This window comes from Gammaproteobacteria bacterium, from assembly GCA_029882975.1.
Classification (GTDB): domain Bacteria; phylum Pseudomonadota; class Gammaproteobacteria; order SZUA-152; family SZUA-152; genus JAJDNG01.
The window spans coordinates 125,790-143,021 of the sequence record JAOUJW010000008.1 but is presented as its reverse complement, the minus strand read 5'-3'; the positions used below and the strand labels follow the sequence as shown (position 1 = coordinate 143,021).

At 49.3% G+C, this 17,232-nt stretch carries 17 protein-coding genes and 1 pseudogene; 4 read left to right on the top strand and 14 right to left on the bottom strand.

Annotated elements, in window-relative coordinates; translation table 11 throughout:
• Nucleotides 1–55 precede the first annotated feature (55 nt).
• The 5 genes from OEY58_08255 to OEY58_08235 all read right to left on the bottom strand — a co-directional run bounded on the left by OEY58_08255 (nucleotide 56) and on the right by OEY58_08235 (nucleotide 4,616).
• The gene (locus tag OEY58_08255) at nucleotides 56–2,011 is read right to left on the bottom strand and encodes a dynamin family protein (protein ID MDH5325437.1); all 1,956 of its coding nucleotides are present in this window, start codon (nucleotides 2,009–2,011) and stop codon (nucleotides 56–58) included.
• A 168-nt stretch (nucleotides 2,012–2,179) separates the two neighbouring features.
• A complete protein-coding gene (locus OEY58_08250; protein ID MDH5325436.1) occupies nucleotides 2,180–2,464 on the bottom strand; it encodes a DUF167 family protein in 285 nt (94 codons plus the stop codon).
• 23 nt (nucleotides 2,465–2,487) lie between these two features.
• On the bottom strand, nucleotides 2,488–3,078 hold the full coding sequence (locus OEY58_08245; protein MDH5325435.1) for a YggT family protein: 591 nt from the start codon (nucleotides 3,076–3,078) through the stop codon (nucleotides 2,488–2,490).
• Between the two features lie 6 nt (nucleotides 3,079–3,084).
• Nucleotides 3,085–3,903: a pyrroline-5-carboxylate reductase gene (gene proC, locus OEY58_08240; protein ID MDH5325434.1), complete on the bottom strand. Its 819-nt coding sequence runs from the start codon at nucleotides 3,901–3,903 to the stop codon at nucleotides 3,085–3,087.
• A gap of 26 nt (nucleotides 3,904–3,929) precedes the next feature.
• The gene (locus OEY58_08235; GenBank protein ID MDH5325433.1) at nucleotides 3,930–4,616 is read right to left on the bottom strand and encodes a YggS family pyridoxal phosphate-dependent enzyme; all 687 of its coding nucleotides are present in this window, start codon (nucleotides 4,614–4,616) and stop codon (nucleotides 3,930–3,932) included.
• Between the two features lie 266 nt (nucleotides 4,617–4,882).
• Between OEY58_08235 and OEY58_08230 the strand changes: the two genes are divergently transcribed.
• The 4 genes from OEY58_08230 to OEY58_08215 all read left to right on the top strand — a co-directional run bounded on the left by OEY58_08230 (nucleotide 4,883) and on the right by OEY58_08215 (nucleotide 8,234).
• Nucleotides 4,883–5,920 (top strand): type IV pilus twitching motility protein PilT, encoded by a 1,038-nt coding sequence (locus OEY58_08230; GenBank protein MDH5325432.1) that lies wholly within the window; start codon nucleotides 4,883–4,885, stop codon nucleotides 5,918–5,920.
• 96 nt (nucleotides 5,921–6,016) lie between these two features.
• Nucleotides 6,017–7,171 (top strand): PilT/PilU family type 4a pilus ATPase, encoded by a 1,155-nt coding sequence (locus tag OEY58_08225; protein MDH5325431.1) that lies wholly within the window; start codon nucleotides 6,017–6,019, stop codon nucleotides 7,169–7,171.
• Between the two features lie 163 nt (nucleotides 7,172–7,334).
• Nucleotides 7,335–7,856, top strand: a complete 522-nt coding sequence (locus OEY58_08220) for a hypothetical protein (GenBank protein ID MDH5325430.1) — start codon at nucleotides 7,335–7,337, stop codon at nucleotides 7,854–7,856.
• 162 nt (nucleotides 7,857–8,018) lie between these two features.
• The gene (locus tag OEY58_08215) at nucleotides 8,019–8,234 is read left to right on the top strand and encodes a hypothetical protein (protein ID MDH5325429.1); all 216 of its coding nucleotides are present in this window, start codon (nucleotides 8,019–8,021) and stop codon (nucleotides 8,232–8,234) included.
• Nucleotides 8,235–8,252: 18 nt separating this feature from the next.
• Here OEY58_08215 and OEY58_08210 read toward each other — a convergent pair whose 3' ends face one another.
• The 9 genes and pseudogenes from OEY58_08210 to OEY58_08170 form a co-directional block, all read right to left on the bottom strand.
• Nucleotides 8,253–9,545 carry a cadherin-like domain-containing protein gene (locus OEY58_08210; GenBank protein ID MDH5325428.1) on the bottom strand — a complete coding sequence of 431 codons (1,293 nt, stop codon included), beginning with the start codon at nucleotides 9,543–9,545 and terminating at the stop codon, nucleotides 8,253–8,255.
• A 147-nt stretch (nucleotides 9,546–9,692) separates the two neighbouring features.
• The gene (locus tag OEY58_08205) at nucleotides 9,693–10,556 is read right to left on the bottom strand and encodes a DUF2059 domain-containing protein (GenBank protein MDH5325427.1); all 864 of its coding nucleotides are present in this window, start codon (nucleotides 10,554–10,556) and stop codon (nucleotides 9,693–9,695) included.
• A gap of 123 nt (nucleotides 10,557–10,679) precedes the next feature.
• Nucleotides 10,680–11,561, bottom strand: a complete 882-nt coding sequence (locus OEY58_08200; GenBank protein ID MDH5325426.1) for a dihydroorotate dehydrogenase electron transfer subunit — start codon at nucleotides 11,559–11,561, stop codon at nucleotides 10,680–10,682.
• An 836-nt stretch (nucleotides 11,562–12,397) separates the two neighbouring features.
• A pseudogene (locus tag OEY58_08195) lies at nucleotides 12,398–13,663 on the bottom strand (dihydroorotase).
• The gene (locus tag OEY58_08190) at nucleotides 13,663–14,631 is read right to left on the bottom strand and encodes an aspartate carbamoyltransferase catalytic subunit (GenBank protein ID MDH5325425.1); all 969 of its coding nucleotides are present in this window, start codon (nucleotides 14,629–14,631) and stop codon (nucleotides 13,663–13,665) included. The pseudogene OEY58_08195 and the gene OEY58_08190 overlap by 1 nt, the downstream one beginning before the upstream one ends.
• Nucleotides 14,628–15,146, bottom strand: coding sequence for a bifunctional pyr operon transcriptional regulator/uracil phosphoribosyltransferase PyrR (gene pyrR, locus OEY58_08185; GenBank protein MDH5325424.1), 519 nt, complete (start codon nucleotides 15,144–15,146; stop codon nucleotides 14,628–14,630). Before pyrR ends, OEY58_08190 begins: the two co-directional genes overlap by 4 nt.
• A 14-nt stretch (nucleotides 15,147–15,160) precedes the next feature.
• Entirely contained in the window at nucleotides 15,161–15,661 is a 501-nt protein-coding gene (gene ruvX, locus OEY58_08180) for a Holliday junction resolvase RuvX (protein MDH5325423.1), read from the bottom strand.
• Nucleotides 15,658–16,218, bottom strand: coding sequence for a YqgE/AlgH family protein (locus tag OEY58_08175; GenBank protein MDH5325422.1), 561 nt, complete (start codon nucleotides 16,216–16,218; stop codon nucleotides 15,658–15,660). Before OEY58_08175 ends, ruvX begins: the two co-directional genes overlap by 4 nt.
• Nucleotides 16,219–16,315: 97 nt before the next feature.
• The gene (locus OEY58_08170; GenBank protein MDH5325421.1) at nucleotides 16,316–17,224 is read right to left on the bottom strand and encodes a TonB family protein; all 909 of its coding nucleotides are present in this window, start codon (nucleotides 17,222–17,224) and stop codon (nucleotides 16,316–16,318) included.
• Nucleotides 17,225–17,232: the final 8 nt, after the last annotated feature.

The window sequence follows — 17,232 nt, the reverse complement described above, 5'->3', positions numbered from 1 at the left end:
AGAACCCACTTTTCGCATAAATATAAAGTGGGCGGATTATACTAGACAGAGAATATCAGGCCAAATTCGCCAACTTGGATTCCTGGGTTCCCGGTAAAGGTGCGTTAATGCTGTTGAGGATATTGTCTATCGTGTTGATTTGCTGTTGCAGGTCTGTCAACTCTTTTTCCAATATGGCGATATTGGCTCCCAACTGCTCCCGCGATGCCTTTACTTTTTGCATGGTGGCCAATCGTTTCTCCAGCTGCATTTTGCGCTCTTTTATCTGCTTACCCAGCGGCGACATGGCAGACTTGGCCCAACGTTCTGCATCTTCATTGGCTTTATAGAACACATTACGAGCATGACTCACCATATTGACGAAAAACTTTTTCACCACAAAGCTTTGTTCCGTCATAGTGGTAACGGGACTGTTACGAAACTCTTCGGCTCGCTCATACAGCTGATTTAATTCCCGCGAATACTTATTGGTTTGAAACAATTCCGGGTGTACCTTGGTAAAACCGTGTTCGTTCTTAAACCGATCGTATATGGTCTGTACGATTTGATTGGCTTTGTCCACTTGCCAGTTCACCTGCGTCATGGTTTCACGGGCTCCGTTGAAAAAGGTTTTCATGCCTTTTTTCATCCCAGCAGTGGTCCAACTGTCCACCATCACCTCTCGGGTTTTACCTATAAGCTGGTCCAGGCTCTCCAGGTTCAAGGATTCGCTCAAAGCAATGAGCTGACGCTTCAGCACTTGGCGACTGGTTTGAAAGTTCTCCACGTCTTTTTGGTACACCATTTGTTCGGCCCGCAGTTTCTTCATGCTCTCCATTAGGACGTCGGCATTCTTACCGGATAGGGAACGCAGTTCCTCCAATTGTGTTTGGTTGTTGTGACTACGTCCGGCCAGAATATCCCGCGTTTGGGTCACCATGGAGCCGATTTTGGAAACGAGATTATCTCGAACAATCTGTTGCTTGGCCGGAAGAATCTCTTCAGATAGGGTTTTTTCTATAGCGGGTAAACCGCTGCGTTGTAACAAACTGTCATCTTTTTTGATTTTTGCCAACAAACCCTTTTGTGCCGATACCGGGTAGACGTCTTTGCGATCCACATCCAGCATTTCCGCTGCAGTGTTGCACTGAGTATCAATATTGGATTGAATTTTGGCTTCATCCTGTAACTCGTCCCACAAGGTGTCGATTTTGTTGAGTAAGATGAGCACGCCGGTTTGTTGGTTCTCTCGATATAATTTAGCGTGTTGCTTCCATATATCCATATCCGACTTGGTGGCGCCCGTGTCAGCAGACAATATAAACATAACAGCCTGAGCGCTGGGTAACATATCCATGGTCAGTTCCGGTTCACTACCCAGAGCGTTCAAACCCGGCGTATCCAATAAGACCAAGCCTTGCTTTAACATGGGATGGGGAAAACTGATTAAAACATGGCGCCACATGGGGATTTCTACCGTGGCCGGGACTTCTTCGTTTTCATGCTGATCGACATTGTACAGGCCCAGTTTTACGGCTTTGTCTACCGCGACATGTTTCACTCGAACAATTTCCTGAAAAGACTCCACCATGGTATCCGGTGAGGCGGTATCCAATTCAATGGCAGTCCAATATTCCGGATGCTGTTTCAGCTCCGCTATACTCATGTCTTCCAACCGCGACTCAATGGGCAGCATGCGGATGTAGGGTTGATCCGCCTTGTGATCATAAAACAGCTCGGTGGGGCACATGGTGGTACGTCCGGCTGAAGACGGTAATAGACGTTTTTTGTAATCCGCAAAGAAAATCGCGTTGATCAGCTCAGTCTTGCCCCGAGAAAATTCTGCGGCAACGGCAATGGTCATTTGATCGGTTTTTAAAGACTCAATGGTTTCAAACAGACGCAGGTCATCTTCCGGAGAACTCATGTCGTGTTCTTCCAGCCACTGCCTGTAAGTGGCTATATTAGCGCTGACATTTTTTTTCCAGCGACTATATGCCTCCAATTGTTCGGTAAGCTGTTCCTTCACCATTGCTGACTACCTAAACTGTTGAAAATATGTTAATTTTTTTTAACGCCTAAGCCTAAAATAGAGTCACCTTTCCAATAGCGGCCAGGAAACAAATAAGTTTAGTCGGCGCAACGTGCAATACACGAGGCAAGTTCCGGTCCAATTTTTGCTCAATTAGGCGCGGAATATTTAGGGTTTTTGTTTGAATTGGTGAGGCAGAATTTGCGGGTCGGCAATCCGCAGACGTTTTCTACGGTTAGTGTGACCACTGAGCAATTGGATGTGGGAGGGCGCTACATCGAAAATTTTTGCCAGGAATTTAATCAAGTGCTGATTGGCTTTACCATCCACCGGTGCAGCTTTGATTTTTACTTTGAGTGCATCGTCGTGAATGCCAACCAAAGCATCTGTACCCGCACGGCTTTGGACAGTAACCCAGAGCAGCAAATCATCATCTTGCCACTGATACCACATAAACCATAACGGTAGCGACTATGTTAACCGCCAACAAAAATTACCCGGGCGGTATCGAAGGTGTTTTTTAGGTAGGCAACAATCGTCATATTGAGCAGCTGTAAAATGATCAACACTACAATAGGAGACAGGTCGAAGCCGGATATGGGCGGCATCAGGCGTCTGGCACGCCCTAACAAAGGCTCGTTAAGAGCGTAGAGTATGGCGGCAACCGGGTTATATCCTCCCGGATTTACCCAACTGAGAATGACTTGAACCAATATGGAAAACAGGTAGACGTAAATCAGTAATTGCAGCAGTTCCGCCACAGTGAGCATGAGGAGATTGGTCATGGGCAGTGGCGCGGATTGCACCATTTTCACCAGAAATATTTCTAATGCTTGCAAGAGAAGCATCAACACCAGGGATGACATGTCCAGCCCCATAAAACCGGGTATAAAGCGACGCATGGGCACCAAAGGCGGGTTGGTCACTTTAAATATAAACTGCGATACCGGATTGCGAAAATCGGCCCTGATAAATTGAAACAGGAACCGCAACATAACCACAACCAAATATAAGCCGAATATGGTCTCGATAAGAAAAATACCGGCATTGCCTGCATACGCTCCCACTGACAGTTACTCTCCCAGTTGATCAGCCAGTTCAATGGCGCGCTCATAGGCGGCTCGAATCACCTCTTGAACCAGACCATCGATATTATTGTCGTTCAAAACTTTCAAACCTTGCTCAGTGGTCCCACCCGGGGAGGTCACCCCCTCACGCAAGGTTGCCACATCATCTGCGCTTTCCAATGCCAATTTGGCAGCACCCAGCGCTGTTTGTAATGTTAGCAGTTGTGCAGATTTTTGCTCTAAGCCCAATGTCACCGCTGCTTTCTCCATGGCTTCCATGATACGGAAGAAATAGGCCGGACCACTGCCGGATAGAGCTGTAACAATATCCATATGGGCTTCATCCTGCACCCATACCACCAAACCGGTGGCACGCAGTATGGATTCAGCCATTTGTTTCTGTTGCTCCGAGACCCGTTGATTGGCAAACAGTGCTGCGGCCCCGCACTGTACCATTGCCGGTGTATTGGGCATTGCCCGAACCACGGTGGCATTGGTGCCGGTCCAGCGCTCAATGTCTTTGGTTCGAATACCGGCCGCTATGGAGAGTAATAATGGTTTTTGGGTCTGAATGACAGATGCCAAATCCTGTACCACGCTGCGCAATACCTGGGGTTTGACGGAAAACACCACCGTATCCGCCTGCTGCGCTGCCGTTGCCGCATCGTCAAATACCTGTATGCCGAATTGCTGTGATAAGCGATCCAGACGTGCCGCATCCACATCTGCGACACGTATGTTCGCAGGATCGTAACCGTCAGCGATAAGACCGCCAATTAAGCTGGCGGCCATGTTACCGCCACCGATAAAAGCCAATTTCATCATTTAAACCTATTTTTAAAATCGAGTATTCAGCGGGGACCAAATATTCCCGTTCCCACTCTCACTATCGTGGAACCTTCCACTATGGCCTCGTGCAAATCCTGGGTCATACCCATAGACAGTGTATCTAAGGCCAATCCTGCAGAATTCAAGCGCTCCAGCGTTTGTCGCAGTTGCGCAAACATTTGCCGTAGCCGCGCTTTGTCATCCGTATTCAATCCTATCGCCATTAATCCGCGCAGGCGCAAGCGGGGACATTTTTGCACAACAGCCAGTAAATCATCCAATAATTCATAGCTTACTCCCGACTTTGCTGCTTCGCCACTGATATTCACCTGAATACACACATTCAAAGGTTGCATGGAACTTGGGCGCGCCTCATTTAGTTTTAATGCCACTTTGGCTCGGTCCAGGCTATGTACCCAGTGAAAGTACTCGGAAATCAGCGCTGCCTTGTTGGATTGGATAGGGCCGATAAAATGCCAGTTCAAAGGCGGGGAATGATCTTGCAATAGTTGAATTTTACTCACCGCTTCCTGTACATAACTTTCTCCAAAGTTTGTACATCCGGCAGCCACCGCTTCACGTATGTCATCTACCGATCGTTTTTTGCTCACCGCCAGGAGCAAAACCGGGTCGGTACGACCACAGGATTGGCATGCCTGATGGATTATTTGCAGGTACTGTTGAATATTTTGTTGGATCCTACTTGCCATATTCCAAGTTTAATCCCAAAGTCAGAGCATAAGCCATTTATTAAACATACGAACAAACAAAAAGTGGTTAATGAACCACCAATACGAGAGAGAATGTTTTTGAAACTTTTACATTTACCGATTCATTGCGTAAAGTATTGTGCAGGATTTGACGCTATATGCGTATGGGTTGGAAACCGCTGGGTGCGAACATGAAATGTGAACCTTGGCACACTTGCGGCCCCCTTTCAATACCACCAAGTGTTTCTGTTTGTTAGAGGATAGCGATGGATATATCAGAATTACTCGCGTTCAGCGTAAAGAACTCCGCTTCGGATTTGCATCTGTCCGCAGGACAACCCCCTATGATTCGTGTCGACGGTGAAATTCGTCGTATCAACGTACCTCCTATGGATCATAAAGCGGTTCATGCGCTGATCTACGACATCATGAATGACAAGCAACGTAAGGACTATGAAGAATTTCTGGAAACCGACTTTTCCTTTGAGATCCCTGACCTGGCTCGATTTCGTGTCAACGCATTTAACCACCAGCGCGGTGCCGGCGCCGTATTCCGTACTATCCCCAGCACCATTTTGAGTATGGAACAGTTGGGTTGCCCACCTATTTTTGCGGAAATTTCCAACAACCCCAGAGGTCTGGTTCTGGTAACCGGCCCCACCGGTTCAGGTAAATCCACCACCTTGGCTGCGATGATCGACTATAAAAACAATACCGAGCACGGCCACGTACTTACCATTGAAGACCCCATTGAGTTTGTACACCCTTGTAAAAAATGTTTGGTTAACCAACGGGAAGTGCACCGTCATACTCTGGGTTTTAACGAGTCGCTACGTTCCGCACTGCGTGAAGACCCTGACGTCATTCTGGTGGGTGAGATGCGTGACCCGGAAACCATTCGTTTGGCTCTGACAGCTGCGGAAACCGGTCACTTAGTATTCGGTACCTTGCATACCAGTTCTGCGGCCAAAACCATCGACCGTATTATTGACGTATTCCCTGCGGCGGAAAAAGAAATGGTTCGCTCCATGTTGTCGGAGTCGCTGCGTGCGGTAATCTCACAAACCCTGCTGAAAAAAGTCGGTGGCGGTCGCGTGGCAGCCCACGAGATCATGATCGGTACACCGGCTATTCGTAACTTGATCCGTGAAGCTAAAGTGGCGCAAATGTACTCGGCCATTCAAACGGGTATCGGTGTGGGCATGCAGACCTTGGATCAAAACCTTCAGGAACTGCTACGCCGTGGCATCATTACCAAAGCGGAAGCGGCCAACAAGGCAGCTAACAAAGATACGTTCAAATAAGTCCTTATTCCAGTAGGCAATGTCCTTATCCTGCACCGGGGTAACCCGGCACAGGATCATTGGACATTGGAATCGTTATAACGGTATCCTTTACTCATGTTTAATGACTTCCACAATGTAATTCAAGACTTTAACGAGCTGCTGCGTATGATGGTGGAGCGGGATGCCTCCGATTTATTCATTACGGCAGACCTTCCTCCCAGCCTCAAGGTCCACGGAGAGATCGTCAAACTGATTGAGCATGAGCTTAATCCGCAACAAACCCACCAACTGGCCTATCATTTGATGGACCGACAGCTGCGTCGAGAATTCGAACACAATCTGGAATGCAATTTTGCCATTGCACCCGACGACATCGGTCGTTTTCGAGTGAATGTCTTTAAGCAAAAAAGCAATATCGGTATCGTCCTGCGCCGCATCAAGACAGATATACCCGTACTGGACGACCTGGGGGTACCGGATATTATTAAAGATATCACCATGACCAAGCGCGGCCTGGTGCTACTGGTGGGGGCCACCGGAACAGGCAAATCCACTACTCTGGCTGCCATGATCGGACACCGCAACCATAACAGCTCCGGTCACATTGTCACCGTGGAAGACCCCATAGAGTTTGTTCACGAACACAGCGGCTGTATTGTCACGCAACGTGAAGTGGGGGTGGATACTCACAATTTTGAAGCGGCCCTGCAAAACACCTTGCGCCAGGCTCCGGACGTCATTCTTATCGGCGAAGTACGCAGTCGCGAAACCATGGAACATGCTATTGCCTTCGCAGAAACCGGGCATTTATGCCTTACCACCCTACACGCCAATAATGCCAACCAGGCCTTGGATCGCATTCTGAACTTTTTTCCCAAAGACCGCCGCGATCAAATTTTGTCGGATTTGTCATTGAATTTAAAAGCAGTGATTGCGCAACAGCTCCTGCCCACACCTGAACATGATGGCCGGGTCATGGCCATGGAAGTCTTGATCAATACCCCTTTGGTCTCTCAATTGATAAAAGAAGGCAACGTGGCCGGGCTGAAAGAAGCCATGGGCAATTCCAACCAACTGGGCATGCGTACGTTTGACCAGGCACTGTATGAATTATACAAAGATCGTAAAATCAGTTATGACGATGCCTTGCATCATGCCGATTCGGAAAACGAATTGCGCTTGATGATCAAGCTGGATAAGAAACAAGGGCTGGACGATGCGGACAATGCACTGGATGGTGTCACTTTAGTTCACATCGACGAGCTCTGACCGCCCACTGCCAAAGCTTTCCCCCTCGCATCGGGCATTCTATAATTATTGCGCTGGTTGCACCTGAAATACAAAGAAACGACGCCACGGACTGCTATTGGATCGGCGCGGAACCAAGCAAGGAGATGTTCAAACCAAAGAAAGCACCACAAGGGCTATAATAATGAATAAACTCGCTCTAATGCTGGCAGCCATATTACTTGTGTCCGGTTGCGGCCAAGGTATCATCCGTGGCAATGCCAAGCTGTATGAAATCGATATCAAAAAAATCCCCATACTTTCCTCAAAGCAGGCCTTCCATCTCGTCAATGCTTTTGACGCGCCCCGGATCGTGGAATTGTCCGATAATGAGGATACTCGCGGGGACCTGAAACAACTAACCGATACTTGCATAGAGCTATTGGCCAGCGCCCTGGAAAAACGCTCCATCAAGGTAACGCACCAGGGTAAACCGATCACCTTACATGTCCACCATATTGAGACCTATGCCGGTTATTGGGTCAGGCGTACCTCTCTGAGACTGGACGCTAAGTTGGATAATGGTAAATTGGTCGCTGTGGCTGCCGATTATCGCTCTCCCGGCGACAGTTTTCGGGCCATTAACGGCACTTTGCGTAAAGCTGTGGTGAACTTGCTAAATCATGAGGATATAATTCAGTATATCAACAGCGGCAGTATCAACTGATATGCCTATTTAGACCGGTTGACTCATGACCAACCGGTCTGAAACCATTTGGTTGGAAGCGGAACGAAAACAACAAATTTCACTTCAAATCATTATCCGACTCAAATATTCGCCCGACCTGCCGTTTAATTGGTTATGCTTTAACGGTCAAGGATATGCCCCATGTACGCATTTGATGCCAAAACCAACAACTGGATTCCCCTCAAAACCACTCACGAATACCAAGTGAAGCGGCGCCGACTGCGGGACGCCTGGATTATCGGTGGATGTTTTCTGCCCCTGCTGCCCTTATGGGGCATACTGGTAGCGGCCCTGTTGGGCGCGTTTTTATCCTTTATGGTGCTGGATGAGACCCGCTACAGTTTTGAGGTTCGATAGCGGCCACATTGTCTGCGTTTATTGAATGGTAACATCCACTTGCGCAGCTGCCACCCCGCCGTAGCTATCCGTGATTTCATAGATGAAACTGTCTGTCGCCGGAGCGGCCACCTGTGGGGTGTACAGTATGTTATTACCGGCGACCCGAGCCGAACCTGTGGTATTTAAACTGGTCAAATCCAACCCCGTAATGGTGAACGAGTCCCCGGCATCGGCATCGCTATCGTTGTCCAGCACGGATATGGCAACATCAACGTCTTGGGCATTGACCGTAACGGCGTCCGCGGTTGCAATCGGGATATCGTTGACACCCGTGATGGTTATAGTGACCGTTCCCCAGGCGTAGCCACCGCGGTTATCCGATACTTTGTACTGAAATGTATCCACCTCGACTTCACCGGGTATCAAATAGCCAAACCGGTTTCGCATCAGATAGCTGACACCGCGATTGTTCGATACCAACTCCACGGTAGCAACGGTATTGTTACTACCGACCTCAGCTACCACCAGGGTATCACCATCCAGGTCAATGTCGTTATTCTGTAGATCGGTCAATGCCAAATCGGGTTGATTGGCATTAATGGCTCGAGTGTCATTCGTGGCAGTTGGGTGGTGATTGCCTTCAACTACGGTGGCGTTCGCAACATTACCCATTGCACCATCTGCGGTAACCGGGCGCACCTTAAATCCAATCACAGCTCCCCTATCGTCTTCCGTTACAAGATAATTGGCACCGGTGGCATTGGGAATGGATACTCCCCCACGGGTCCATTGATATACAGCGCCTCCTTGCAAATCCCCTTCGGTATCGAAATACTCAAATCGGCCCGACAATATATCCCCAACCGAAATACAGTTGCAGCTTAGGGCGGAATCGTAGTTATTGTCGCGGATGAACACTTTTTGGGCCTGCGGCAACCGATTGTTAAACTGAATATATTGCGATGCACTTCTGGCCTCGCCCGGAACCCCGTCATCTGCCACCGGAGTGACTTCAAACGTCAATTCCGTATTGTTGTCCGCCGCTGTGAGAAAGTAATATTGCTGACCCGTAATCGCCTCGCCATTGCGTAACCAACGGTACAGGGTCTGTCCTTCGCCACGACCGCTGCTATCGGAATATACGTAGGTTCCCTGCAGCCGGTCACCGGATAGAAAATAATTCCGGGTAGACTCACTAATGCTTACCAGTTCAGCTTGCGGCAGTATTTGCGATTTCCCTGCACCTGGACCGGGCTCCGTTTCTGAGCACCCGTGCAAAAAGATTAAAATGAAAGATAAGAAAACCACATGGTGGAATTTTATTACCATGGTAACGCCCCCGCTTTTTTAGCTCCGGTGGATCCCGACGCTTTAATTTTCCCCTAGTTAAGTCAGTCTACTTCATTAAGACCGAGTTTCTCAATGGGTTTTCTTATAGAGTGTTTTTATGGTTTGTAACTTATTGAATGAAAAGCATTATAAATCGAGACCGGAACGTGCTTTGGCTCTTTGCTGAAGGATTTGGACCATTTTTTCACCCAATACCAGGCTTCCGTGATTAATGGCTTTGCTAAGAGCCTGGGCCATGGTCTGCTGGTATTTCTTACCCACAGTGGAACTGGAAAACTCAACATATTGCTGAAATTCCGGCAACGGCATGGTGTGATAGGTAAACATTAAATTGGCAACTATCTCCTTACTGACAATAGCAGCCACGAGACCACGCATATGGTTCAGTTCTTTTTGAATGTATTGTAACTGCTCTACCGTGGTTTTTGGCTCTACGGTGGCCATGGCGATAGTGATGGCTAATTGAGCGTTCATGGCTATGTCGACCGCAGTGGATTCCGCATCGATTTCCTGGGCCAGCCGACCCACAAATTCGTGATATTCAGCCGGCGGCGGATCCGTTTGTAAAGACTGTACATAATGGATCATTTCCTGGCTCGACTCCTGGCCCACAACCCGTTCTTCCAGATGAGTCACTTTTTGTCCCACGGGAGACTTCAGCCATTTCAATGCTTCCATCATTTCCGTTTCGTTCAGGTTTTGACTCATGTAGTCCATGACGATTTTCTTCAGCTCTATGGCATTGTAGGCGTCATTGATCAAATTCCGGTACTGGCTTTTTTCCTGTGGAGTCAGTTTATCCAAATGAGCCTGTGAGCGAATGCTGTGTTGAAACCCCATATACACCGACTGGGGCACCGCATCGATTTGTGTCTTTATGCCTGACTTGAGGTAGAGCTCGTTGGCTGTGGTGTATACGGAAGCATAGGCGAAGGAAATGACTACCGTACACAGGCAAAATCCAAGCAGGACCATAATTCTGGATAACATAAGCCACCTGTATTAGAAAACGGAAAAGAAATTTAGAAACCGGCGCGGTTAAAGACCTAAATGTTAGATCTTTAACCTAAGTGGTTACCAGTAATACAGAATTTATGCCACACAGAACAGCAATCACAAGAAAGCGGCCACACTGCGCGCGTCAAATACGGGGCCATCCACACAAACCCGTTTCATTGCTGAACCTTGCGGGGTTTGAATTTCAACGACACATCCGGCGCAACCGCCTACCGCGCAGGCCATGAATTCTTCTAACGATGTCTGGCAAGGCAAATGGTATTCCTGCGCCATTTTCGCCACAGCCTCCAACATCGGATGAGGTCCACAGGCAAAAACTGCCACTTCTTGACGCTGCGAATCGCTCAAAGCGTCAAGCCATTGACGCGCCACGTCGGTTACGTATCCTTCATGGCAACCGGGATAGCCTTGTAAGCTGGCCAGACGGCTGGGTATTTCCCAGTCTTCCATCAAGGGCATGGCCGCGGTAACGCCGGCGGCCATGCCAGGTACGACATACCGAGAAGGCTGGGCCTTGAAGGGAAAGGGCACCTCGGAACCCATGATGACAAAGGGATCATACGCCCCCTTCACGGCCAACAAAGAACGCGCTAGAAATACCATGGGAGGAATCCCGACACCACCTCCGATTAACAAAGCTCTGGGTTTATCCATCTGGGATTGGAAACAGTTACCAATTGGCCCCAATATACTAATCTTCTCTCCTACCTTGCGTTGTGACAGTATATGGGTGCCCCGACCAAAAACTTTGTACAAAAAATCTACCGACCCGTTGTTTGGATCGGTAAGCATAATGGAAATGGGGCGGCGCATGGGTAGCTCCGGTCCGCATTGAATATGAGCAAATTGTCCTGGCTTGGCTTTGGCTGCTAGTTGCGGCGCTTTTACCCGCAACACAAATTGCTTCGCATCGAAGGCATCGTGGGACAACACCTCCGCCTGTTCCAAGTGTATGGTTTTACGGTGTGATTTAGCCATTACCGGGGTTCTTTATCCTGTAGATTATCCGATGAATTTTCCGATCGGTCTTCGGCTGGGTTCGGCTCTCGGTCTTGGGACAAAGCCGTACCCTGCGTGTCCCGCGGATATTCCAAATGTCCCGATTCACTCATGGCTTTGGCGGCAGAGGAGATCAGCGATTCAATTTTAGAACGCTGCTCCTCCAGTTTCGGCTTCATAAAACTGTCCACAATCAAACTGGGTTTTTCGGCTGCTGTTACGCTGGACTCTTGCACCACCGGCCTTGGGGGTACCGCCGATTGGGCTGGCTCGCTTTGCGGCATAGCCGAGGCAGGCGGTTGCGAAATTTCCGTCACCAGCTCTGCAATGCTTGCAGCACTTTGTGAGTCACTTTGGTACCTAGGCTCCGGACTTTGTTCCACTTCCAACGGTAGCTCCACCACCTGTGTCTCAACGGATGGGTTTGCGCTGTGTTCTATCGTTGGCAATTCTACTTCTGTAGCAGATTCCGGTGCTTTTGCCGCTATGGTGACCGCTTCCAAAGGCACTGCACTCATCGGGCTTTGTGTGGCGGTATCCGGGACTGTCTCCGCCTCGTCGTCATCATCAATGATGACAAATGGCGCGAAGGCTTCACCTTGGGTGGCATCTTCCGAGCCTGCCTCACGGGTATCATTCCAGTGTTCTTCACCATCCATAAGATCCAGTAAGTCATCATCATCGTCGGTTGAAGTCAGTGTTGCCGCTTGAGTACTCTGCAGCTCGGTGGCCTGATCTTGATCCTCAGAACCTGCCTCCACGCTCTTCACGCGTGTCTCTACGTGAGGTATCGGCAGCATAAGCAACTCATCCACTTCGTAGACCAGTTTACCATCGACCAGGGTATGGGTAACCAAACCCTTGAAATCCCAACCCAAAAACGGGCTGTTTTTTCCGAAACTGGATATATTCATTTTGCTCAGCTGCCAGTAGCGCTGCGGATCAAACACACAAATATCCGCCCGAGACCCTTTATCCAAGGTTCCAGCGGGGATTCCCAAAATATTGGCAGGAAACAAGGTTACCCGGGCGATGGCTTCAGGCAAGCTCAGCAACTCTTCCTCCACCAGTCGCAAGGCCAGCGGTAATAAGGTTTCCAAACCCGAGATTCCAGGTTCGGTCGCTGCAAATGGCGCCAATTTGGCGTCGATATCGTGGGGTTGGTGATCGGAACAAATGGCGGATACAGTACCGTTCACCAAAGCATCGCGTAATCCATTTCTATCCCGCTCACTGCGTAAAGGCGGTAACACATGGCATTGGGCATTAAAAAAACCAATATCCATATCCGTCAAAAACAAGTGATGTGCGGTGACATCGGCAGTAACGGGTAGGCCTTCATATTGCGCACGAGCAATCATGGCCGCACCACTGGCCGTGGATATTTGACAAAAATGGGTATCCACACCGGTTAATTCGATGAGCTGTAAACTTTGGGCAATCGCCATGGTTTCCGCCGCTTCGGGAATCCCGGTGAGACCCAAGCGTGTGCTGACTCGACCTTCATGGACACAACCGCCGGCACTCAGCGTTGCATCTTGCGGGTGTATGTAAACGGTTAAGCCATGGCTGGCGGCATACTCCATAGCGCGCCGCAAGATGCGACTGTTCACCGGTTGCATCAAGTTACTGACGCCCACACACCCGGCTTGCTTCAGAGCATACATTTCACTGAGTTTTTCGCCCTTCAAATCCAGCGTCAACGCACCTAAAGGATAGACTTTGGCACAGCCGGTTTGCTCCGTACGCCTGTGAATCAACTCCACTACGGCAGGCGAGTCAATGGTCGGCTGAGTATCGGGCGGACAACACAAACTGGTAATACCGCCCTTGATCGCCGCTTTGGTTTCTGATTCTATACTGCCTTTGTTTTCCTGCCCCGGTTCACGCAAGCGGGCACGAAGATCCACCAAACCCGGACACACCACTTTACCGGAAACATCGATCACCTGATCCGCATGAAAATCCTGCGGTTTCCGTCCCACACTGAGAATTTGGCCATCGGCAATGAAAAGATCCTGTTCCCGATCAATATCATTGGCCGGATCAATTATTCGTCCGCCGGTTAACTGTATACGCATTAGTTGACTCCTCCGGCAGGACGCCCAAGCACCATAGACATAACCGCCATGCGCACTGCCAAACCGTTGGTGACCTGTTCCAGCACCACCGATTGCGGGCCGTCAGCCACTTCCGACTGGATTTCTACACAACGATTAATGGGTCCGGGGTGCATCACAATCGCATCGGGTTTCGCCGCCGCCAGTTTGTCCTTCGTTAAGCCATAGCACTGAAAATACTCATGCTCGCTGGGTAACAACGCCCCCTGCATACGCTCTTTTTGCAATCGCAACATAATCACCACATCCGCGTTATCCAAGCCTTCTTCCAGGTCATGGTAAACATGGACACCCAGAGAATCCACATCGTTGGGTATTAAGGTCTTGGGCCCCACCACTCTGACCTCATTAACCCCCAAGGTGGTTAATGCATGGATTTGTGAGCGTGCCACACGCGAATGCAGAATATCCCCGACGATAGCCACATTCAGCGGGGCAAATTCTTTTTTGTGCCTGCGTATAGTAAACATGTCCAACAAAGCTTGGGTTGGGTGGGCATGACTGCCGTCACCCGCATTAATCACACTAATGTGTGGCGCCACGTGGGAGGCGATAAAATGTGCTGCGCCACTTTGCGCATGACGTACCACAAACATATCGCAATGCATGGCCTCAAGATTGCGCAACATATCCAACAGGCTTTCACCTTTGGAGGTGGCCGAGGTGGTAATGTTTATTTTCAGAACATCTGCCGAAAGACGTTTGGCTGCCAGCTCAAATGTGGTTAAGGTGCGTGTACTGGCTTCAAAAAACAAATTCACCACGGTTTTACCGCGCAATAAAGGGACTTTCTTCACGGCTTGCCCGGCGACGCTGCCAAAACCTTCAGCCGCATCCAGAATATCGACCAGAGTCTGGCGCTTCAAACCTTCCAAAGTGAGTAAATGGCGTAACCGCCCTTGTTGGTCCAGTTGTATATTTTGATTCATGAGGATTCCATCACCGTTAAAGTCAAAGTATCCGGGCCGGATAGTTTAACGTGCTGGCCTGACGTCAGATTCAAGTGCTTACCCACAATATCCGGTTGTATTGGCAATTCACGCCCCGTCCTTTCTCCCAGCACGATCAAGGTAATAGACGCCGGTCGGCCATAGTCGAATATTTCGTTCATGGCCGCTCGGATAGTACGTCCAGTGTGTAATATATCATCCACCAGAAGGATGTGTTTAGCATCCACCGATACCGGGAGTTGGGATGGCTTAACCTGGGGGTTCATGCCAATGCGACTGAAATCATCACGATAAAATGAGATATCCAAGTTTCCCAGCGGCTGGCTTAATCCCAGCAATTGGTGCAAACGTTTGGCAATCCAAACCCCTCCGGAGTGAATACCGATCATAAGTATGTCGTCACCGGCCGCGCCATTGCCTATGCTGAGCAAACGTTCTTTGACCTGCTGCGCCATTTGTCCCAGTAAATTCTCTACTTCGTTCGGTTCCCGCATTACACCTGTCCCGTTTAATCTTTGCGAATCTCGCAGGTCTGCAACCAGCTTTCCAATATGAGTTGGGCCGCCACACTATCAACGCTATAGGTGGAATCCCTTTTTTCTCTATTAGATGCTTTGCCGGCACCTTTATTGACACCTTTGTCTGCGAGCATCTGTTCCGCCGCGTGGGACGTTAAGCGTTCGTCCACCCAGTATACGGGCAGATTGTACCGCCCATTGAGCTGATTACCAAAACGTCGTGCGCCCTGGCTTACTTTGTGTTCAGTTTGATCCAGATTCAGAGGTAATCCCACCACAAAAGCATCCGGTTGCCATTGTTGAATCAATTGCGTGATCTGTGGCCAGGGAATTTGAAGGTTTTTCACCAGCAAGGTGGTAACCGGATTGGCGGTCTGTGTGAATACTTGACCTACGGCAACACCGATACGCTGGGTTCCGAAGTCAAAGCCCAGCAAGGTCTGGATGTGGGGCGGGGCCGGAATATTGGATGGGGGATTACCCAAACTCACGCGTGGCCTACGTCTCCGGACAAGTGGTTTAAATCGATGCCCACCAGGCTCACTGCGGCTTGCCAGCGCTCAGCTGAATCCATGTGAAACAACACTTGTTCGTCTGCCATACAATTGATCCAGGCGTTTTCTCCCAGTTCCCGCTCCAATTGCCCGGCACCCCATCCGGCATAGCCCAGGGCTACCAAACAGTGCTCCGGTCCTTCACCCCGTGCCAAAGCCTCCACTATATCATTGGAGGTGGACAAACCAATGCGTGGTGTAACGTTCAAAGTGGATTCCCATTTCCCCAAGGGATTGTGCAAAACAAAACCCCGGTCCGTTTCCACCGGACCGCCACGAAAAACCGTCTGGCGCATTTTTTCATTATGACCATTCTTAATTCCCAAATAATCCACCACTTCACCCAATGTCAGGTCTACGGGCTGGTTGATGACGATGCCCATGGCACCGTGTTTATTGTGCTCGCAAATATAGGTCACACTATGAAAAAAATTGGGATCCGCCAATCCAGGCATGGCTATGAGAAACTGATTGGTCAGGCAGGTTTCGCGCATAAACAAAGTATGTGTCAGATTAGTAGTGGGAACAAGGGCACCGCATGATGTTGGCCGTCATCCCTGGCCTAAGCCATTGTTTTACCGGTTTTTTAACTTATCGGGTCCGTACCTTATTACCGGCCATAAACTGCCAGGTACGAATAATGGCGATCTCATCCGTATCCCGTTTTATATCCTCGGTAAAACTGGCATAAGGAGAGGCCATTTTTACAATTCGCACTACCGCATCATCCAAAACTTTATGGCCTGAAAAAGACAGAATATCCACCTTCTTAACCGTCCCGTTGGAACGAATGGTCACTTTCACCCGGACGTTACCGGATAATTTGCGCCTTCTGGCTTCATCGGGAAAGTTCAGGGTACCGATGCGTTCCACTTTTTTACGCCAGGCTTCTTCGTAGGATGCAAACCGATATTCTTTGGTTTTTGCCGTAATAATTTTGGTTTTGGTGCGGCGGGAGTATTGCTCGCGCTGCAAATCCAGCTCGGCACTTTGTTTGGCAATTTTCTTGTTGAGCATCACCAATTGAGCCGCAGTGGGATCCTGAATATTGGTGGGCATCTCCGGAGTATTTTCTTCGGTCTGGACGAATACTTCAGAGTCATCCACCGTCATTAATTGCATTTTGGTTTTTTCTGTAAATCGGGGCAAGACGGTTTCCGGGACCAGTTCCGCCACTTCGCCCACCTCACCGGTGGCGATCTGAGGTTCTACCGCAGAGGTCGGTTTGTGGGCGTCTTTACTTTCACCACCACCCTCCTGACTGGCTTGGGCCAGAAAATCCGCATCTTCTATTTTTTTGTCGGTACGACTTTGCACCAGCGTCACTTCCAAACCCGGTAGTTTTTCCGGCGGTTTTTTCTTATCCGGTTTACTGAAGCTAATCCCCATAATGATTAAACTGTGCAATATCACCGCAAAAAATATGGTTAAACCCAAGCGGTCATTGGCACCAATGTTGGGGTTTTGTATGGGTGATTGCCTGACTTGTAAGACTGCCATGATTGGAC